General features: G+C 35.9%; 20 protein-coding genes and 2 pseudogenes. 19 read left to right on the top strand and 3 right to left on the bottom strand.

Annotation, left to right across the window (positions count from 1 at the left end):
* Window positions 1-116 precede the first annotated feature (116 nt).
* The 4 genes and pseudogenes from ACIPKN_RS08240 to ACIPKN_RS08255 all read left to right on the top strand — a co-directional run bounded on the left by ACIPKN_RS08240 (window position 117) and on the right by ACIPKN_RS08255 (window position 4375).
* Entirely contained in the window at window positions 117-947 is an 831-nt protein-coding gene (locus tag ACIPKN_RS08240) for an AraC family transcriptional regulator (protein WP_400934899.1), read from the top strand.
* Between the two features lie 305 nt (window positions 948-1252).
* The gene (locus ACIPKN_RS08245; RefSeq protein ID WP_400934901.1) at window positions 1253-2614 is read left to right on the top strand and encodes an NtaA/DmoA family FMN-dependent monooxygenase; all 1362 of its coding nucleotides are present in this window, start codon (window positions 1253-1255) and stop codon (window positions 2612-2614) included.
* Window positions 2607-3600 (top strand): annotated as a pseudogene (locus tag ACIPKN_RS08250) (ABC transporter substrate-binding protein). Before ACIPKN_RS08245 ends, ACIPKN_RS08250 begins: the two are co-directional and overlap by 8 nt.
* Window positions 3601-4234: 634 nt before the next feature.
* Window positions 4235-4375, top strand: coding sequence for a helix-turn-helix domain-containing protein (locus tag ACIPKN_RS08255; protein WP_400935070.1), 141 nt, complete (start codon window positions 4235-4237; stop codon window positions 4373-4375).
* A gap of 555 nt (window positions 4376-4930) precedes the next feature.
* On the opposite strand, the gene ACIPKN_RS08260 is transcribed toward ACIPKN_RS08255, so the two are convergent.
* Together ACIPKN_RS08260 and ACIPKN_RS08265 are read right to left on the bottom strand one after the other, a co-directional pair.
* Window positions 4931-5539 (bottom strand): DUF998 domain-containing protein, encoded by a 609-nt coding sequence (locus tag ACIPKN_RS08260; RefSeq protein WP_400934903.1) that lies wholly within the window; start codon window positions 5537-5539, stop codon window positions 4931-4933.
* A gap of 230 nt (window positions 5540-5769) precedes the next feature.
* Window positions 5770-6099, bottom strand: a complete 330-nt coding sequence (locus ACIPKN_RS08265) for a hypothetical protein (RefSeq protein WP_400934905.1) — start codon at window positions 6097-6099, stop codon at window positions 5770-5772.
* Between the two features lie 259 nt (window positions 6100-6358).
* On the opposite strand from ACIPKN_RS08265, the gene ACIPKN_RS08270 reads away from it, so the two are divergent.
* The 5 genes from ACIPKN_RS08270 to tlp all read left to right on the top strand — a co-directional run bounded on the left by ACIPKN_RS08270 (window position 6359) and on the right by tlp (window position 9062).
* Entirely contained in the window at window positions 6359-6586 is a 228-nt protein-coding gene (locus tag ACIPKN_RS08270; RefSeq protein WP_400934906.1) for a transcriptional regulator, read from the top strand.
* Window positions 6576-7835: a Y-family DNA polymerase gene (locus tag ACIPKN_RS08275; RefSeq protein WP_400934908.1), complete on the top strand. Its 1260-nt coding sequence runs from the start codon at window positions 6576-6578 to the stop codon at window positions 7833-7835. Before ACIPKN_RS08270 ends, ACIPKN_RS08275 begins: the two co-directional genes overlap by 11 nt.
* Before the next feature lie 13 nt (window positions 7836-7848).
* Window positions 7849-8181, top strand: a complete 333-nt coding sequence (locus ACIPKN_RS08280) for a YolD-like family protein (RefSeq protein WP_142509496.1) — start codon at window positions 7849-7851, stop codon at window positions 8179-8181.
* On the top strand, window positions 8174-8521 hold the full coding sequence (locus tag ACIPKN_RS08285; RefSeq protein WP_400934910.1) for a YhjD family protein: 348 nt from the start codon (window positions 8174-8176) through the stop codon (window positions 8519-8521). The genes ACIPKN_RS08280 and ACIPKN_RS08285 overlap by 8 nt, the downstream gene beginning before the upstream one ends.
* A gap of 304 nt (window positions 8522-8825) precedes the next feature.
* Entirely contained in the window at window positions 8826-9062 is a 237-nt protein-coding gene (gene tlp / locus ACIPKN_RS08290; RefSeq protein WP_053595505.1) for a small acid-soluble spore protein Tlp, read from the top strand.
* Between the two features lie 489 nt (window positions 9063-9551).
* Here the strand turns inward: tlp and ACIPKN_RS08295 are convergent, their stop codons facing one another.
* Window positions 9552-10028: a GNAT family N-acetyltransferase gene (locus ACIPKN_RS08295; protein WP_400934911.1), complete on the bottom strand. Its 477-nt coding sequence runs from the start codon at window positions 10026-10028 to the stop codon at window positions 9552-9554.
* Window positions 10029-10170: 142 nt separating this feature from the next.
* Here ACIPKN_RS08295 and ACIPKN_RS08300 point away from each other — a divergent pair.
* The 10 genes and pseudogenes from ACIPKN_RS08300 (at window position 10171) to ACIPKN_RS08345 (ending at window position 17565) form a co-directional block, all read left to right on the top strand.
* Window positions 10171-10577, top strand: a pseudogene (locus tag ACIPKN_RS08300) (GNAT family N-acetyltransferase).
* Window positions 10578-11021: 444 nt separating this feature from the next.
* Window positions 11022-11345, top strand: a complete 324-nt coding sequence (locus ACIPKN_RS08305; protein ID WP_483869517.1) for a magnetosome magnetite crystal formation protein family — start codon at window positions 11022-11024, stop codon at window positions 11343-11345.
* A 12-nt stretch (window positions 11346-11357) separates the two neighbouring features.
* On the top strand, window positions 11358-12131 hold the full coding sequence (locus tag ACIPKN_RS08310; protein ID WP_400934913.1) for a MerR family transcriptional regulator: 774 nt from the start codon (window positions 11358-11360) through the stop codon (window positions 12129-12131).
* A gap of 1083 nt (window positions 12132-13214) precedes the next feature.
* Window positions 13215-13763: a hypothetical protein gene (locus ACIPKN_RS08315; RefSeq protein WP_400934914.1), complete on the top strand. Its 549-nt coding sequence runs from the start codon at window positions 13215-13217 to the stop codon at window positions 13761-13763.
* 267 nt (window positions 13764-14030) lie between these two features.
* On the top strand, window positions 14031-15092 hold the full coding sequence (locus ACIPKN_RS08320; RefSeq protein ID WP_400934916.1) for a suppressor of fused domain protein: 1062 nt from the start codon (window positions 14031-14033) through the stop codon (window positions 15090-15092).
* A gap of 192 nt (window positions 15093-15284) precedes the next feature.
* A complete protein-coding gene (locus ACIPKN_RS08325; protein WP_400934918.1) occupies window positions 15285-15614 on the top strand; it encodes a hypothetical protein in 330 nt (109 codons plus the stop codon).
* 249 nt (window positions 15615-15863) lie between these two features.
* Complete coding sequence (locus ACIPKN_RS08330) at window positions 15864-16298, top strand: GNAT family N-acetyltransferase (protein WP_400934920.1); 435 nt, start codon at window positions 15864-15866, stop codon at window positions 16296-16298.
* A 10-nt stretch (window positions 16299-16308) separates the two neighbouring features.
* On the top strand, window positions 16309-16788 hold the full coding sequence (locus tag ACIPKN_RS08335) for a nucleoside 2-deoxyribosyltransferase (RefSeq protein WP_400934922.1): 480 nt from the start codon (window positions 16309-16311) through the stop codon (window positions 16786-16788).
* Window positions 16789-16800: 12 nt separating this feature from the next.
* Window positions 16801-17118, top strand: coding sequence for a YbjQ family protein (locus ACIPKN_RS08340; protein WP_400934923.1), 318 nt, complete (start codon window positions 16801-16803; stop codon window positions 17116-17118).
* 162 nt (window positions 17119-17280) lie between these two features.
* Window positions 17281-17565, top strand: a complete 285-nt coding sequence (locus ACIPKN_RS08345) for a hypothetical protein (RefSeq protein WP_400934925.1) — start codon at window positions 17281-17283, stop codon at window positions 17563-17565.
* Window positions 17566-17651: the final 86 nt, after the last annotated feature.

Here is a 17651-nt window from a genome sequence, read left to right on the forward strand (position 1 = left end):
AGCATTTGTGATTTGTGTATTTGCATTTGTTGCAAACCTTGCTAGACTATAGTTAATAATGAGAATCATTATTAACTATAGTCTAGCAAGGTTTGGAGAGGGAGCAGGTGCATATCATGATAGATTTGGATAAATTAGCCGAGATATTTGCTAGAGGTTTCTATGATATAGAAGGTGTTCACCGTTTAGTCATCCAGCCGAAAAGTATACTAAGTGAATTTAAGGCTGTCCGGCATGGATTTCTTTTTGTAATTCGTGGAGAGGCTAGAATGAGTGTGAATGGAACCGTCTATGAATTACATCCAGGCGCAGTAGTTCATGTGGCTCCAGGTATGCAACTGGACGCGCAAGTTTTAAGTCAATCAGAGTACGAGTACTATTTACTGTTTTATAGATTTGACAAGTTAGACGAAGTATATGGAAGTCATGAATGCGACGCTCATTTCAAACTGGAAGCGGGAGCAAATCCGAGAGTGCTAGAATTACTTATCATGCTTCATCAGAATGCCAACACACTTAGAGGTATTGGAAAGCTTCGTGTTAAGGAGTTATTTTTAAGTGTCATGCATCAAGTTTTGGTGGGGTGTAAGCATCGAGAGAGTGGCAGTTCACCAAGTGAAAGGGTGATAGAAGAGGCTATTGCATACATACACCGGTATTATATGAATCCGTTAACACTCGACGAATTGGCGGAGCTGCATGCAATGAGTCCCAAGCGTTTTTCCTACTTCTTTCACAAACATACTGGATTTCGTCCAATCGACTATCTTATCAATTATCGTATGGAAAGAGCGAGTGACTTACTTAAAGTAAGCAATTTTCCCATTCACGATATTGCTATTAGTGTTGGTTATACCAATCCGCTATATTTCAGTAGAGCGTTTAAAAAGAAATTTGGTGTGTCTCCCTCTGCATACATACATAATTTAGATAATCATATAAATTGAGTTACTGATTGATATATTACGCCTGCAACTGGTGATGAACCGGGAGTGCAGGCTTTTTTTCTTTGTCTCATTTTTTCCTTACAGCCCTATCTTACATGTCGGCTAAATCATTATTCAGCAAACCTAGATTAGATAATAATGCATATAGTATTTATGATTTGTGTATTTGCATTTGTTGCATACCTTGCTACACTGTAATCGATAATGAGAATCATTATTAACTAATGGCCCTTTAGAGGTAACATCTGATCAGAGTATTTCATGGGCGCAAAACTATTTTTTCTATATAGGAAGGGTTGGTAATATTGACTGTAAATAGACAATTATGTATTGGATTAGTCCTATCTGCTTGGTTGAAAGGAGGCGACTGGCGACGCCCAGACAGCGGTGTGGAAAAAATGGGTTCAATTGAACCTTACATTGATTTGGCAAAGATGGCGGAGAGATCAAAGCTCGACTTTCTTTTCAGGGCGGATTATCTTTTTGTTAGTCCACAGATGCTTGGCGATTCCGCTAATTTCGGTAGTCCTGACCCTACTATGATATTTGCAGCGATTGCTCGTGAAACAGAGCGGATCGGGTTAGTTACGACTATTTCTACGACTTTTAATCCACCGTATGTTGTTGCTAGACAGCTTCAATCTTTGCATTGGCTAAGCAATGGACGTGCTGGCTGGAATATTGTCACTTCTATTGAAGGTGCTGAAAATTTCGGTGAGTCGCCTATGCCTTCATCACAAGAAAGATATGCGAAAGCAATTGAATTTACTGAGGTCGTACGCAAACTCTGGGGAAGTTTTCCGAATGAAGCCATCGTTATTGACCGTGAGTCAGGTATGTTTTCTGATTTGGATAAGATTTCTCCAATTAATCATTCAGGTGAGTTTTTTAGTGTTAAGGGACCACTTACTTTGCCTGCCCATAAATCGGGACCGATTCCTTTATTTCAAGCAGGTGCGTCGGATACAGGACGAAATTTTGCCTCTTCAATAGCAGATGCTATTTTTGCAGCGATGCCAGACCTTGAATCGGGAGTGGAATTGCGAAATGATCTGAGAAGAAGAGCTGTCGAGCATGGGCGCGATCCGGACGCCATAAAAGTTTTGCCAGGTTTATATTTTTTCTTGGCCGAAACTCGCGAGGAAGCCCATGAATTACATAAGGCCGCACACGCACATTTGACTATTGAGCGCAGACATGCATCGCTTAAATCAGTACTGGGTCTTGATTTGAGTAGCTTTGCTTTGGATCGTCGAGTAACTTTGGATATGCTACCCGATCCGAATCAGCCAGTCCGTAGTCGAACACATGCTGAGCTGTTGCGCCGGTATATTACAAATCATCAGCCTACAGTGGAAGAGGTATTAGCAAGGCCAGAGGTTGTCGGGTCTGCTCACTGGGTTTCAGTTGGAACGGTTGCAGACGTATTGAACGATATAATTGAGCGATTTGATGCTGGAGCTATCGACGGATTTATAGCTATTCCCGGCGGTTCAGAAAGATCTTTGAAAATATTTTTTGAAAAGCTGATGCCGCAATTGGTTGAAAGAGGTTTGTTCAGAAGTGAATATACGGGTGTCACCTTGCGTGAGCATTTAGGGATTAATAATACTGATCATTATGATAGGGATACTGTTTTGAAAGGGGTTCAGGTGAAGAATGAATAATAAGTTTATACTAGTTGGTTTGATAGCATCATTCATGATTGTTTTGGCTGCATGTGGGGGAGGAGACAAACAGAGCAAATCAAGCTCAATCTCCGGCAGCAACGGAGATTTAGCGCAGTCTCAAGTGAACAATACAGGAACAAGTGAAGCAAGAACGATTGAGTATCTCGGTGAACAGTATACCGTTCCACAAAAAGTAGAAAAAATTGTCATTACTGGGGCTATGGAAGCAATGGAAGATGCGGTAATGCTTGACGTTCATCCAGTAGGGGCAATATCGGTGGGCGGAAAATTTCCAGAAGTTTGCTTCGGTAACGGGCAAGGCGGAATCAATTGGTGAAAAAAGACAACCTAACCTTGAGAAGATATTGCAATTAGAGCCAGACGTTATTTTAGGTTCAACCAAGTTCCCAAAAGAAGTAGTGGAGAAATTGCAAAAAATTGCTCCCACTATTTTGGTGTCGCACGTTTCTACAAACTGGGAAGACAATTTGAAATTAATGGCTGAATTGACTGGAAAGCAAGGTGAGGCAGAAAAAATTCTATCCCAATATAAAACAGCTTCACAAGCAGTAAAAGCATCGTTAAAAGAAAAGCTCCAAGGTAAAAAAGTAGCCGCTGTTCGTATTCGCGGAGGGCAAACTTACATTTTTGCGAAAAATATAGACTTTAACCCCTTTTTATACAATGACATTGGTTTAGAAATGCCAGATCAGATAGGTATGGCTAAATTGCAAGATGCAATCTCTGCCGAGCAATTTGCAGAAATGAACCCAGATTATTTGTTTGTGCAATTTTCTACGAATGATAACAAAGATGCGGAAAATGCATTCGAAGACTTGAAGAAGAATCCAATTATCCAAAATATTAATGCCTTTAAACACGATCACGTATATGTCAATGTGGTTGATCCGCTTATGGAAGGAGGTCCTGTTTATAGTCGAATCAAGTTTTTAGAAAGTGTGCAAAAGCATCTGAACAAGTAATGGAATGGATCAAGGAGGAATGAAATCGTTATTAAGCCATAAGTTTGTTCTAATTGTCGTATTATCCATTCTATTCAGTGTGACAATAATCGTATCTCTTTTCTATGGTTCGAAATCAATGAGTTATGAAATGATGTGACAGGAGCTCAGGAGCTATAAGTCCCGAAAAATTTACAATACCATTTGTATTAGAAAGTATTAGAGCTGTAGGAATCTATTGAGAAACTCCCAAGATATTGGGGAATTACAGGACTATAAATCAGCTTTAGATTAATAAAAAAGACTGATCTGAAAATTACCACTTCTAAAAAAGAACGTTTGTACAAAAACATTGTGATAGGTCCTATAAAGTTATTTCTATTGTTTATCGGGTGTACGATAAGACGTTAAAAGATTTAATTAATCGATAAAAATCTCCCTTTCTTTATTTTTCGAAAAAAGAGCATGCCTAGCCTAATATGGCATGCTCTTTTGGTTATCAAAAAAGTGAAGCAACTTTTGAAGAATTTAGAACAATATTAAATAAATTTTTATGTTTTTAGGGTTTTTTATAATTTTCAAATTCATTTTATTTATAGCTCATTTTGTTACGGGGAAATTAACTTATGTTCATGTTTTTTCAGGAGATTAATTAATCACTCAAGAAGTATTAGCTGAAAAATGTGGACTACAAACTTCGTATTTAGCTGGTGTTGAAAGAGGGGATAGGAATATTACTATTTTGAAAAAAAGAGTTGATTATGATCTTGCAAAATTTTGTAGAAGACAAAAGTGAAACTGAGGTAAAATTAATATTAAATATAGCTAATGAGATATTTAATACATACAAAGATTGAAAAAGAGCTATAGTATAGAGATAGGAAACACACACTAAATGATTTTATATGTTTCTTAATTTTCTCTTTTGTCCATCGAAGACAATAGCAAACAGATAAAAACGGATTACTTTATTGTTAAAAGTAGCTACTAACGTAGAAAAACCGATCCCCTGTATGTTAGGGAATCGGTTTTAACTTTGTTTTTTGTTGGGTATTTCGTGAATCGAATATTCAATAAAAAGCATCCATTAGTTTAAGTGAATAAAATGCACAATCAATCAAAGACCAAACTTTATGTTTTATGTAATGATAATATAGATGTTTAATCTTAAAGCAGAAAAACGCATTACACCGTCCGTAAATGTGAACGGTGTAAAAGTAAAGATGTTTTAATTCTTTGAACAATTACTGAATAAGAACTCCTAGAAATAACAATAAAGTCGTTTAAAAACCCAATCATTATGCAACAATCACACGTGTTTGTTTAATTGTTAAAAACCTTCATTCATTTATCATAGAAGGTAAACGAACCAGATGCTTACGACAATAAACCAAATGTTGATTGACAACAGGAACACTCGCTCACAAATCCCAAAGATAAATCGCAACGGCTTGAACATCGTTACAATAACAGCCCCAAGCGAGATAGAAGAAATCATTGTTATGATGTAAAAAAATAGATTTAGATTTTTAAAGCCTTCCAGTAATTTTAAATGACTTCCTCCACGATCAATGACCATATAGGAAAAAGCGAACGCAAGAATAGCAAATAAGTAATGGAGTTTTCCTCGAACCGTAAGTTTTTCTCCTTCTAGGTCAGTTGGAAAGAATAACATGAGGATACGGGAGATGACCATTAGAATGATTAGAATCGGAATGGACGAGGATATGGAGAAGCGATCTTTTACATTCAACAACACGATAGAAAGTGACAATGCCCCTAAGTTGCTGAACCAAGCGTAAATTAAAAATAAATTTTTCGTAGCACCTACACCGTAATCACTTACAGCATGTCGAATAGGATGATAGCCTGTATTTTTAAAGTGAAGTATGAGAAAAAAAATGAAATAACTCAAAAAGAACAATACGGCCACAATCGATAGGATTTTCTCGATGGACAATTTCAGACCTCCCAAAGTTCATCAGATTCAGTTCCCCAACAGTTCCTTCCCCGTTTGTTGAATAGCATCGTCGACAATTTAATTTTAAATGACTTTATTATTTTATGATTTAAACGACTTTATTATCACGAAACATGTTTATTATGAGAATCCGTTTTTGTAAACTGAGATATACAACATTTTCACTTTAGAAAAAAAGCAAAAAACGAGCATGCGAATTTAATTATTCGCTAGCTCGTTTCATGAAAATTAAAGCGGTCTTTTCGTTTAAATACTTCTAGACTTGCTATATAGAGAACTATACCAATACCTAAAAGAATGATTAGCTTCCACCAATAGTTTTCGCCTTCTAGAATAGCAGTTGTATCAAATAATGCATTGACTGTGAAGTAATTAAGTACATTAAGGCTTTCGTCAACTGTACTTAACAACTTGAATAAGAAAAAGGCAATAGGGATACCAGCCCCAAAAGCAAAGGAGTTTTTCGTTAAGTTGCAATAGCTTGAGAAAAAGAACGAAATACCGCTGTTATTAATTTTATTAGTTTTATAATGTTTCATTTACTTTGTGGCTATGTGGAAACAACACTTCAAAAAAAGATTAAGTAGATGTCTACTTGACAGTGGTAAGTCTAGTGCCATTGAGTACCTGGTATTTTATCGTTTCCAAAAATTCCATCTTGCTAAAACGCAAACGTTTGTTCTAGAATGTATACAAACAAATGTTCTTACGTATGATAGGTAAAGGGAAAATCAATGTGCCAATAAAAAATATCAGCTGTTATTTATAAAATTTGAGAGATAGTGGGGGAAAGCTAAGATGAGAGAGCGACTGATTAAAGCTATGCAGCGCAATCATTTAGTGAACATGATGTATGTAGTGAAAGATGATTCCTTAGCAAAAAGGTATGTAAAAATCATTAAAATTGTTGGCGATTTATTTCAAGCATTTTATTTTACAAGATGTGCAAAACGTACTTTTTTGATCAGTAATGTTCTAGTCGTTATTCCTTTTGTTAGTAAGGGCGTGAAGTTGTATGAATTATGAAAGTATGCCTAATAGACCTATTATGTGTATCGATATGAAATGCTTTTACGCCAGTATCGTAGCGATGTTACATGGGCTAGATGTTTTAAAAAATCCAGTTGCAGTAGTAGCAAATTTTGACCAACCAGGTAGCGTAGTGCTTGCTGCCTCCCCCTTAATGAAAGAAAAATTTAATATCAAAACTGGTAGTCGTCGTTATGAAATACCTAAACACCCTGACATTAGATTGTTTGAGCCTAAAATGAGTTTTTTTATTCAAATGTCGATGACGATTACAAAATTGATCTCTAATTACGTACCAGTTGATGCTATACATGTGTATAGTGTGGATGAAAGTTTTGTTGATTTAACCGGCACTGAAAAGCTTTGGGGTTCACCTGAAGAAACGGCTAAGGAAATACAAAGGGCTATTCTTGACCAATTTAATATACCTAGTGCAGTAGGTATGGGACCCAATATGTTAATAGCTAAATTAGCTTTAGACCTTGAAGCAAAGAAAACAGGCTTTGCTAAATGGACGTATGAAGATATTCCAAAGAAATTATGGCCAGTTCGACCCCTTTCTGAAATGTGGGGAATCGGTAAACAGATGGAAGCAAATCTAAATGCTATGGGAATACAAACAGTTGGTGGTTTGGCTAATACAGATCTAAAAGAATTAGAAAAGCGCTTTGGTGTAATGGGCAATCAACTCTATTACCATGCATGGGGAATAGATCTATCCAAATTAGGGGAGCCGTTAATAACAAACGGTGCTTTCAGTTTTGGGAAGGGCCAAATGCTGATGAGGGATTATCACACACGAAAAGAAATCTCTGTAGTGCTCCTAGAAATGTGCGAAGACGTAATGAAACGCACACGTGATGTAGGGTTTGTTGGCCGTACAATCAGCTTAGGTCTTTCCTACAGTCATAATGCCACGACCAAAGGATTTCATCGATCTAAAACGATTGCAGTACCAACAAGCGAAACACTTGTGATGTATAAAACTTGTATTGAATTACTGGATGAACATTTTGCAGGTGAACCAGCTCGGCAGTTATCTGTCCGAATATCCAACTTAGAGAGAGAGCATAGCATTCAATTGGATTTATTTGATGATCGTAAGCCACAGCGTCAAATAATCGGTCCTACAATGGATGCAATACGCAACAGGTTTGGAGCTACCTCAATATTAAGAGCAGTTTCTTTCACAAAAGCTGGTACAGCTATTAATCGAGATCGCTTAGTTGGTGGTCATTTGGCATAGGAGTGATTTATTTATGATACAAGATAGAGGTAATATTAAATGGGCATCGATGATGTTGCCGGAGCATTTGGAGCTTCTTAGAGAGTACAAACAAGAGCGCACAGAACAGCCAAGAGAATTGACTGAGTGGGAACTGGAAGAACTACAGAATACAATCGATCGAGCTTTTAACCAGCAATTGCACATAAAATTAGAAGAGTGGAAAGACTACAAAATCACACAGTGGACTGGAATAATTAAATCGATGAATACTAATGAACTCATACTTGAAACACTACTTAAAACGAAAAGTATTCCAATCCAAAGTATTCAATCAGCCCAACTGGATGCTGATTATTATGATTAAAGCTGACGAAAGACAGTTACTTCATAAGTATCTTTTATTAGAGCTAGCAGTTAAATCATTGCAGGTTGACTATTGTAAATTAGAGCAGTTTAAAATGAAAACGGTATTTCTTCCAATGATGGATTCATTACTAAAGGATCTAAGACAAGAATATTTTAACCTCAAACGAGAACTTGCACAAAAACGTATACGAGTCGTAGGTTGGCAACCAGTAGATGAATACTTTAGTGACGTGCAAGTTGCCACTGCAGGTAATGATGTAGTACTTCGTTATGCAAATCAAGCTCTTAAATCACAGGTGGAAAAGCTGTTGATTAATCATATAAGCAATAACAAATGACAGGTACTAGTCCTGTTTTTTGTATTAAAAGCCACTCGTTTGCTTTGTTGTCTACTATTCATTGATTTCATATAAAAACTGTTTCTCTTTTTCTAAACCTTTTTTAAAAAGATTTGAGAAGATATTTAAGAAAGTTACAACTAATATTTCCGATAAAAACAAAAAAATAAGACCCTTGTTATTCCAAAATGCTTACTATAAGTGGAAATAAAAAAGGTAGCATTCTTCTTAGTAAAAATTAGTACACATAGGAACATTCTAAATTAGCCAACCTAGATTTATGTCAAAATTTTAGGAGGTTACCATGGCTAATTCAAGACACTCAAAACCAGATGATAGATCCAATAACGTTGAACGAATCCGTGATATCGTTAAAAACACTGAAGAAAAACTTCATGAAGCGGAAATTAGTTTGGAGTTTGCAGACCCTATGCAAAGTGAAATGATTAAAGAAAAAAATAAGCGACGTCAAAAGTCAATTGAAGGATTAAAAGAAGAAATGAAAGATGAAATGGCAGCTCGTAAAAAAGGAGAAGTGTAGAATTGGAGACTTAGGAAGAGGAACAAACATATCTCCATTCTTTTTAATGATAAAAAAGTGCTTATAAAAGCAGATGGTTTAGAGTTCTGTAATGGACCTCTACATGGCCATCTGCTTTTATTATGAGGTTGTAATAAAGGTATAGCTGTTGATGACGGTGGGGACAGCATGTTCTAAAGCAGTTTAAACTTCTTATGGTGTGGAAGCAAGAGAGCTACTATGAGAACTTACAAAATAGAGGAACACTTTATTTCTGAATAAAAATATTATGTAAACTATGGGAAGGAACTTGAAAATTTGAAGTGGAATCCCACACAAAAGAGTATAATTCTTACACATGTCGTTGGCATTTTTTCTTTAAATAGCCGATTGTCAAAACAGCTATCCGTACTGACAATCATATGTGTGGGCGCCATCAGTAAAGGGGCGGACAGAAAAAAATCACTCATGTCATAACGAGTGATTTTTGAGAAATCATATCTACAATTATTAAATGGTTAGGTTCATAACAATTTGCTCGCCAATACGTCCCATTCTTCTTTCCCCGTTATCGACAAAGCCAGCTTTTAAATACAAATTTTGAGCCGGAATATTTTTATGATTAACGACTAAAACAACTTCATTATATTCTTTAAATTCCCTCTTCATAAATTCAGACAATGCTAACATCCCTTTTTTGGCGTACCCGTTTCCTTGTTGTTTATGGTCAATAGATAATGCAGTAAGCAGCATAGCATTTGGATTATTAGAGTATTCTTTTACTCTTTCTGTTGCGTACAGGACAAAAAAACCTACAGGTACATGGTCACTCAGAATAACAATCGGATATTGACCAAGCCTCTCTATAGAAATCTCTTTTGGAAGGGCAGTAAATTGCCTTTGTTCTTCCGGAAGCTCAAAGGCATTCAAAATAGCCACATACTCTTCTGAGAAATGTGCTAATTCAATGGTGTTCGTTTTTTGCATAAAATTGCCTCCTTTTCTATCATTTTAATACCAGAACGAATGTTCGTCAAGAGACTTGGTTTATAAATGGTATGTAATCATCCTTAATTTGATGGTTAAATATAGTTAATCAACACTAAAAGAAAAAATAGGGGGAGTAAAAATGGTTTTACTTAAATATGAGGTAGAGGAAAACGAGCTAACAATGTTAAAAGAAGTTTATCAATCAGTAGGGTGGATGAAACATGACGAACGTATAATAAAAAAGTTTTCAATGCAAGTACACATCAAGTTTTCGCAGTAAAAGATTATAAAATTATAGGATTTGCGAGAGCTCTTTCAGATGGAGTATTTAATGCTACGATTTATGATGTTGTAGTACATAAAAATTATCAAAGAAGCGGGATAGCTAAAATTCTTTTAGAGGATGTTTCTTGTATTCAGCTAATTGCAACAACAGGAAATGAACCTTTTTACGAAAAGATCGGCTTTAAAAAATTGAAAACTGGTATGGCCATATATAAAAATCCACAACTAGCCGAGGAGTATTTGGAAAGCAATCATCCTTGAGGAAGAGAATACAAAAAAGCTGTAGCGTACGGTATCGCTACAGCTCAATTTGACTTGCTTAGGTTAGTCAGTAAAGCGATTATATCATACAATAGAGCAAACTAAAAATAACAACAGCTATATTTGATAAAGTATTTAAACATAGGAAAACTTTAAAGAAATCACTTGTTTTTATTTAAATCTGCAACAAACAATTTCAAATGAAATTTCACTCATTATCCTTTTACTTCGCTACCTTATTTGGAGTTAATCACCAAAACGTAGATACCAAAATCACAAAAATCCAAACGTGAATTCTTATATGTAAGTGTTTAATGATAAAATTATCATTTGTCCTTGAATCTCCAGTAGCGTTACCTTTTATGATGAATTTAGTTACTCACTTTAAAAGGTAACAATTAAAAATATGCTATTGGAGGAAAAGCACAGTGAAAAAAATAGAGTATATTAAACAGAGGATTAGCAAGTTCAATGCATCTGTTCTCACTATTATTAACCTTTATTTTACCTATATTGGTATACTTAGTATCAAGGAATAAGAATAAATATTTTGCTGACCATGCAAAAGAAGGGATGAACCTTCATTTTACTTTCTTCCCAGTTTTTTTGTTATTAACTTTTATGTCTAAAAAATGGAGCGCAGTTTCCAACCTTTCTTTTGCACTTATTATTCTTGAAACAATATTAATTTTAATTGCAGCAATTTATACTTTAAATGGAAAAAAGTTTTCTTATCCCGTTATACGATACTTTAAAGTCAATCATTAAGGAGAGAATAATTTGTCGGAGAAAGGTATTTTTACGATAGGTCAACTTGTGCAAACGTCTGGTGTTAGTATTAGAACACTTCGATATTATGACAGCATAGACCTATTGAAACCAAGTGATTATACAGAGGGTGGACATAGATTATATACTACAGAGGACCTATCTACTTTACAAAACATTAAGTCATTACAGTTTCTAGGCTTGTCGCTAAAGGAAATTAAAGACATCCTGCAAAAAAACACTGTTAAAGGTGAAATTATCTTAAAATCTTTAAACGCACAAAAACAGTTATTTGAAGCAAAAAAACTTGAAATTATAAATATATTATCTGATATAAACCACCTTATTGAAACAGTGAAAGATGAGGAAATCATTAATATCGAGATATTTTGTGCTATGCTTCAAAAATTAATGTTTGCTGAAAATACTGAAACATGGTTTAAAGAACACTTTTCAGATATAACTGATGAATTATTTAATATAAATAAATCCGAAGAAATTGATCTAGATAAAAAATGGACTAAAGTTCTATCAGAAATTAAATATTTAACATTTACAGAAGCTATACCTTCTTCAAAAGAAGCTCAAGAAACTGTTAAAACACTTCTGCAACTTATGAATGAAACATTGAAAGGAAATTTAGATTTGGTTGAGAAAAAGCTACCATTCACAGAATCATTCAAATTTCCAAATCCTTTTACAGAAAAGGAGCAAATATTTTTAAAAGAAGCGATAAGTATATACCAAAATAATTGTTCCAACACCCAGGCAATGATAAAGAATTAAAATATGAAAATCCGGCAATAAAAAAGCCAGTTGAAAAATTGCTAGTATGAAAATTAAACCCCAATTGCGTCTAGTGATTGGGGTTTAATGGAAATTTGATCTAAGTCATGATTTTAGACACACAAAAGTTAAGTTTTGGTTTTGTGGCAACCACTATGGAGTGTTCCACATCCCTGTCAAAGTGAAAAGAACCCTTTGACAGGGATGTAGAATGAAAAACTCAGGGGTTACGCCAAAAATATGAAGGGGAAGATAACTTGTACACCTTAAGTTTTACGCTGTAGCCGTTATATTCTTTCGCATTCATCTGGTGTTAAATAATCGATTCCTTGTGGAAGGCACAAATACGCGCCATAATTTTTTTGTTTTCAAACTTCTTACATGTTAGGTTTCTTGTAGAAAGACTGGTAATACGAACGTTAAAACGCGACACATTAATTGAATAGGATAATGTTTGCTTTCGTTTTCAATATGGTCAATTAGTTTTTGTTCTGTTATTTTTTCACGAATATGGTCATAGCTTTTTTAAAATTTCAATCTCCTGCTTTAATCGAAGATTTTTTTTGATCGAAGAAACTTCCGCTGCGGTTAATTCTCTGCACCTTCGATTGGTGAATGTAACTAAATCTCATTTATAAATAGTTTTACTTCGGAAACATTATATTCGCTAGACAGTTGACTGACCAACATACCATAGTGATAAGCTCCACTACAGTTTGTTTCAATTCTTTATTGTATCGTTTTTGACTCAAAAAAATGTTACACGCCCTCTATTAGTTAAAAGGATACTTACTTAACCAGGATTTTGTCCGTGACTCTATGCTACATTCAAATTTTTAAGCACCTATAAAGCCTCAAACTTTACACCACGCATATTGACAATCATATTTAAAGTTTCTTGTACATACCTATACTTAAATTCTCAGTAAAAATTTTATTGATCAAAATTAAGAAAATTTTCATTTTTTTCTAAGAAAAAAGTCAACTTCTTTAGCTATACTTATAAAAAAAGGAAATTTATGAAACTGTTTGAATATTTAAAACGTATTGGTAGTGTGGAAGAATATTGAAGTGGGTGAGGACATGGCATATACCATTTACATAGTATTAACAAAAACAGGTACATTATTATCAAAAGCTATAGGCATGTATACTGGAAAAGAGATGAATCATGCGTCCATTGCTTTTGATGAGGAACTTTTTGAAATGTATAGCTTTGGACGTAGACAATTAAATAATCCTTTAAGTGGGGGTTTTTTGCAAGAAGATGCAGTAAGAGGGCTATTTGAAACAGCTGATTGTGTAATTTATCGTTGTAAAATATCTCAGTATCAATACTTAGAGATGATGAAAATCGTGCGTTATATGTATTGGAATCGTGATCGCTATAAATATAATTTTATCGGGCTCTTTGGCGTTATGATGCAAAAGGAGGTACGAAGAGAGCGTGCTTATTTTTGCTCACAATTTGTAGCGACTCTTTTAAAGGTTGGTGGGCTGAAAGTTTATCAAAACCCAGCATTAATGACACCCCATTGTATCGCACAATTACCTTATTTAGAAAAAGTATATGCTGGGAAGCTTGCACATTACTTACAAAGTGTGCGTTCACCAGCTATGTTATACGGTTAAGGCGAAATCTTGAAGCATTCAAATTATTTTTTATCCAAGCTATAATAACGCCTCGGCGAATTTAGATATCCGTTGAGGCTTCATATTTAGCCAGGTCTCTATAGATTGCCATAGGACTTAGTAACTTTTACTCAATATCCACCACCGATTAATAAAAAAATCTAGTAAGATTAGAGGGATTAAACTAGGTATTATTCCCTTTAGAGTGTGTTATATACTTTATAGTATAATTATAGGTAATATAGAAATGGATAAGGGGCGTTGATGATGAGCGAAGAAGTAAATGCATATGGTTGGGATGCGATTGATCAGGAATTATTAAAAGTTTACGGAGAACAGGAGCCGAAGCATTATGGAACGGTTATTCCATATTTATTAGGGGGAGAAGATCCACTTGAAGGAATCAGCGCCTATAAGAGTGAGACACCAGTTCCACACTGGCATTTTGTAACTTATGGATTTTCCGAGTTATATGAAAAAGAATCTGAAGATGCGAAATATAGCGGATATGGGTTTGAGTTAACATTTCGTCTTGCTCGAAATGAAGATGAGGAGGAGCCACCAGCGTGGGCGCTAAATTTACTGCAAAACATGGGAAGATATGTTTTTGACAGTGGCAATGTTTTCAGAGCAGGCGATTATTTGGATGCTAATGGTCCAATCTGCGAAGGTGCTGATACGCTTTTAACGGCGCTTGCATATACGTTAGATCCCGAGTTACCTGCTATTGATACACCAAATGGACAAGTGGAGTTTATTCAAATGGTAGGGATTACAGACGATGAGCTTGAGGCAATGCAAACTTGGAATACGATTGGTGTACTAAAGGCAGGTCTAGAATATATCCCGAGCTATGTTACTGACTTATCTCGTGCATCTCTTTTACAGATTTCATCCATTGCTGAAGCGGTAGAAAAAGGAATGGCGGAAGAAGGCTCAAACACCGGCTATTTATTTGTGGACCAACTAGCTTGGGAGCAGGGGCAAACAGGGTTGTTCAGCAAACAGCTTAATAAGTTAACGCTGGGGGCAAAGCAAGCAGGAATAATCGGTAAACTATTACGCGGACGGATTTTAAAAGGGAAAAGACTAACCTTAGTTGGTCGAGAAATCCGAGTTGTTTTTGAGCCAGGAGAAAAATGTGGCTATAGCGTGGAGGAAGCGGATGTTACCATAACTTTAAATGAAAAGGCAGTTATGGAACTCACTCAAAACTTGATGCCACAAGAAAAAGAATTTGAATTATCTTCTATACCGGAACTTTCACTCTTAATTGAAAAAACATATATTAAAGATCGGCAAGGAAACATTGTGGAAACAATCGGATAATAGAATATAATCTCCCGCTAAAACGAACAAAATATCCAAATGATATGAGTTTGGGTTCGTATAAAAGTGGGAGGTTTTTTATTATTTTGGGACGAAACGTGAAGGCTGGGGATATATCGGTTTACTCTGATTACCGTAAGGAGCGTGAACGGGGTACCGATTTTATGTCAATGGTAACCTGGAGAGGTATAGATGGCTATTCACATGAAAGATGAACCTTTCTGTAAAGGGGCGAAGTGTTCAAATGAAGAAACCGATGAAAAGAGCATTAAAAACGGTGATATTACCGAAGAGCATTTAGAGAAAATACTATACCGTAAGGATTTCTTTCCCGTTTATTGGGGAGAGATGCTTGAACTACTAGAAGACTTGATAAATGACATGAGTATTGGATACCAGCATTTTTATGTTAGGGAGCTACGCAATAGCATATTTATTTCGTCTACAGGGATGATTCCTACCTCCCCGTATTTCGGCGACAATAGAGGAGAATGGGCGTCACGTGGCCGTTCCCGTTGTTAATGTCTTGGAAAGGTTACCACCTGACTTAACCGTTAGCTTGAGAAACTGTCCTGTTATCTCAAACTATATCGTAATATTCTTTATTTAATCCAAAAACTCCGAGCGGATTAGTTCGCCTGTTCGATAGGATAAATACTTAGCACTGTATAAAGGACGTTATTTTTTTCAGAAAAATAATACTGCAATGTTCAACCTTATAGTTCGAGCTTTTCTGCTATAATGAATGACTGTAGAGATAGGGTGATAAAAATGCATATCGTCATAATTGAAGGCGTACCATATGATTGGTTGAAGCAATTACAGGAAATTCATGCACATGTATTTGATGGGGCAAATCTACCACTAGAAAAACTTGAAAGCAAAGAAGGACTTCTTTGTTTATTAGCAGTAGAAAATAAAGATATCCTAGGCTTTAAACTAGGCTATACACATCCTGATGGCGTTTTTTACAGTTGGTTAGGTGGTGTCCATGAAAAGAAACAGGGTCAAGGGATTGCCAGTCAATTAATGGGGCGACAGCATGAACATCTACAGGCACTTGGATTTAAAAAAGTTCGTACATATGGTAGAAATGAGCGAAAAGCAATGCTCATCACAAATCTTAAACATGGATTTGATATTATTTCCACTATTGTGGATAAGAAAAATCGACATAAAATAGTGTTTGAAAAAACATTGGAATAGGAGTTTTATTATGAAGGCATACTTAGCAAATGGATTATTTTCTTTAGGAGATCGTTTAGTCAACGAGCAACTCGCTGCGGCAATTAGAGAGGCAGTACTAGGTATTGAATTATACGTACCACAGGAGAATGATGCGATAAATGATAAAGCGGCATATGCTGATAGTTTGGCGATTGCGCAAGCGGATTTAGAGATGCTGCAAAATAGCGATATATTAGTGGCCGTTTTAGATGGGGTTGAGATTGATTCAGGTGTAGCAGCAGAGATTGGTGCATTTGCGATGTTGAATCGACCAATCGTAGGCGTCTTTACAGATGTTCGTCAACAAGGCCGGGACAATATGATGAAAATAGAAGCACTTGTACGCGACGGAGTTGAAAATCAGTTTGTTTATCGCAATTTATTTGTGATTGGCTTAATTAAGCGCACGGGAGTAATTACGACTTCCATTGCTGAAGCTGTTAAAGCCGTTGAAAAATATAAAAAATAGGAGGGCTATTGTATGTTACTATCAACCACAGATATTATAGCAGGAAAAGAAATTGTAGAAACTATAGGTTTAGTAAAAGGTAATTCGGTACAATCGAGAAATATTGGCCGCGATATGATGGCTGGACTTCGCAATATTGTCGGAGGAGAGATGAAGGAGTATGCAGAAATGCTCACTCGCTCTCGAGAAATTGCTACACAAGCTATGGAAGAAGAAGCAAGAAGACTAGGGGCAAATGGGATTGTTGCGGTAAGATTTTCAACATCATCGGTCATGGACGGCACATCAGAAGTATTAGCATATGGAACTGCAGTAAGAGTAAAGGAATAATCCGCTAAAAACTCCGTCTAGGCTACACATTTTCGCATAAATACTCATTTTGCTGAAGTTTCGTTTTATCTCAAAAAATTTTATGTGACGTGGTTGATTGGAGTGTAGACTGAGCGACTCATCGGGGATCAGCGGTATCGGACGCCCCCAGGAAACCTTGCTTTGCGCAAAAGCGAAGCGTCAGAGACTAATATCTTATCTGTGCGAAAGCGAAGCGGCAGCAACAAATGTTTTATCTGTGCGAAAGCGAAGCGGCAGCAACAAATGTTTTATCTGTGCGAAAGCGAAGCGGCAGCAACAAATGTTTTATCTGTGCGAAAGCGAAGCGGCAGCAACAAATGTTTTATCTGTGCGAAAGCAAAGCGGCAGCAACAACAAAGTACTCAGTCGGAACGGGAATCAACCTCTCACTTTGCCGAAGAGCAACATCCATTTGTATTTCATTGACATAATAATGAAGGACTTCAATCACCCAGATTGAGGTCCTTTTTATCTGCTTATACGGAATTAACTGTAAAAATAAAGTGAATTAT

The sequence above is a fragment of the Lysinibacillus sp. NPDC086135 genome, from assembly GCF_044746345.1.
In the GTDB taxonomy this organism is placed as follows: domain Bacteria; phylum Bacillota; class Bacilli; order Bacillales_A; family Planococcaceae; genus Lysinibacillus.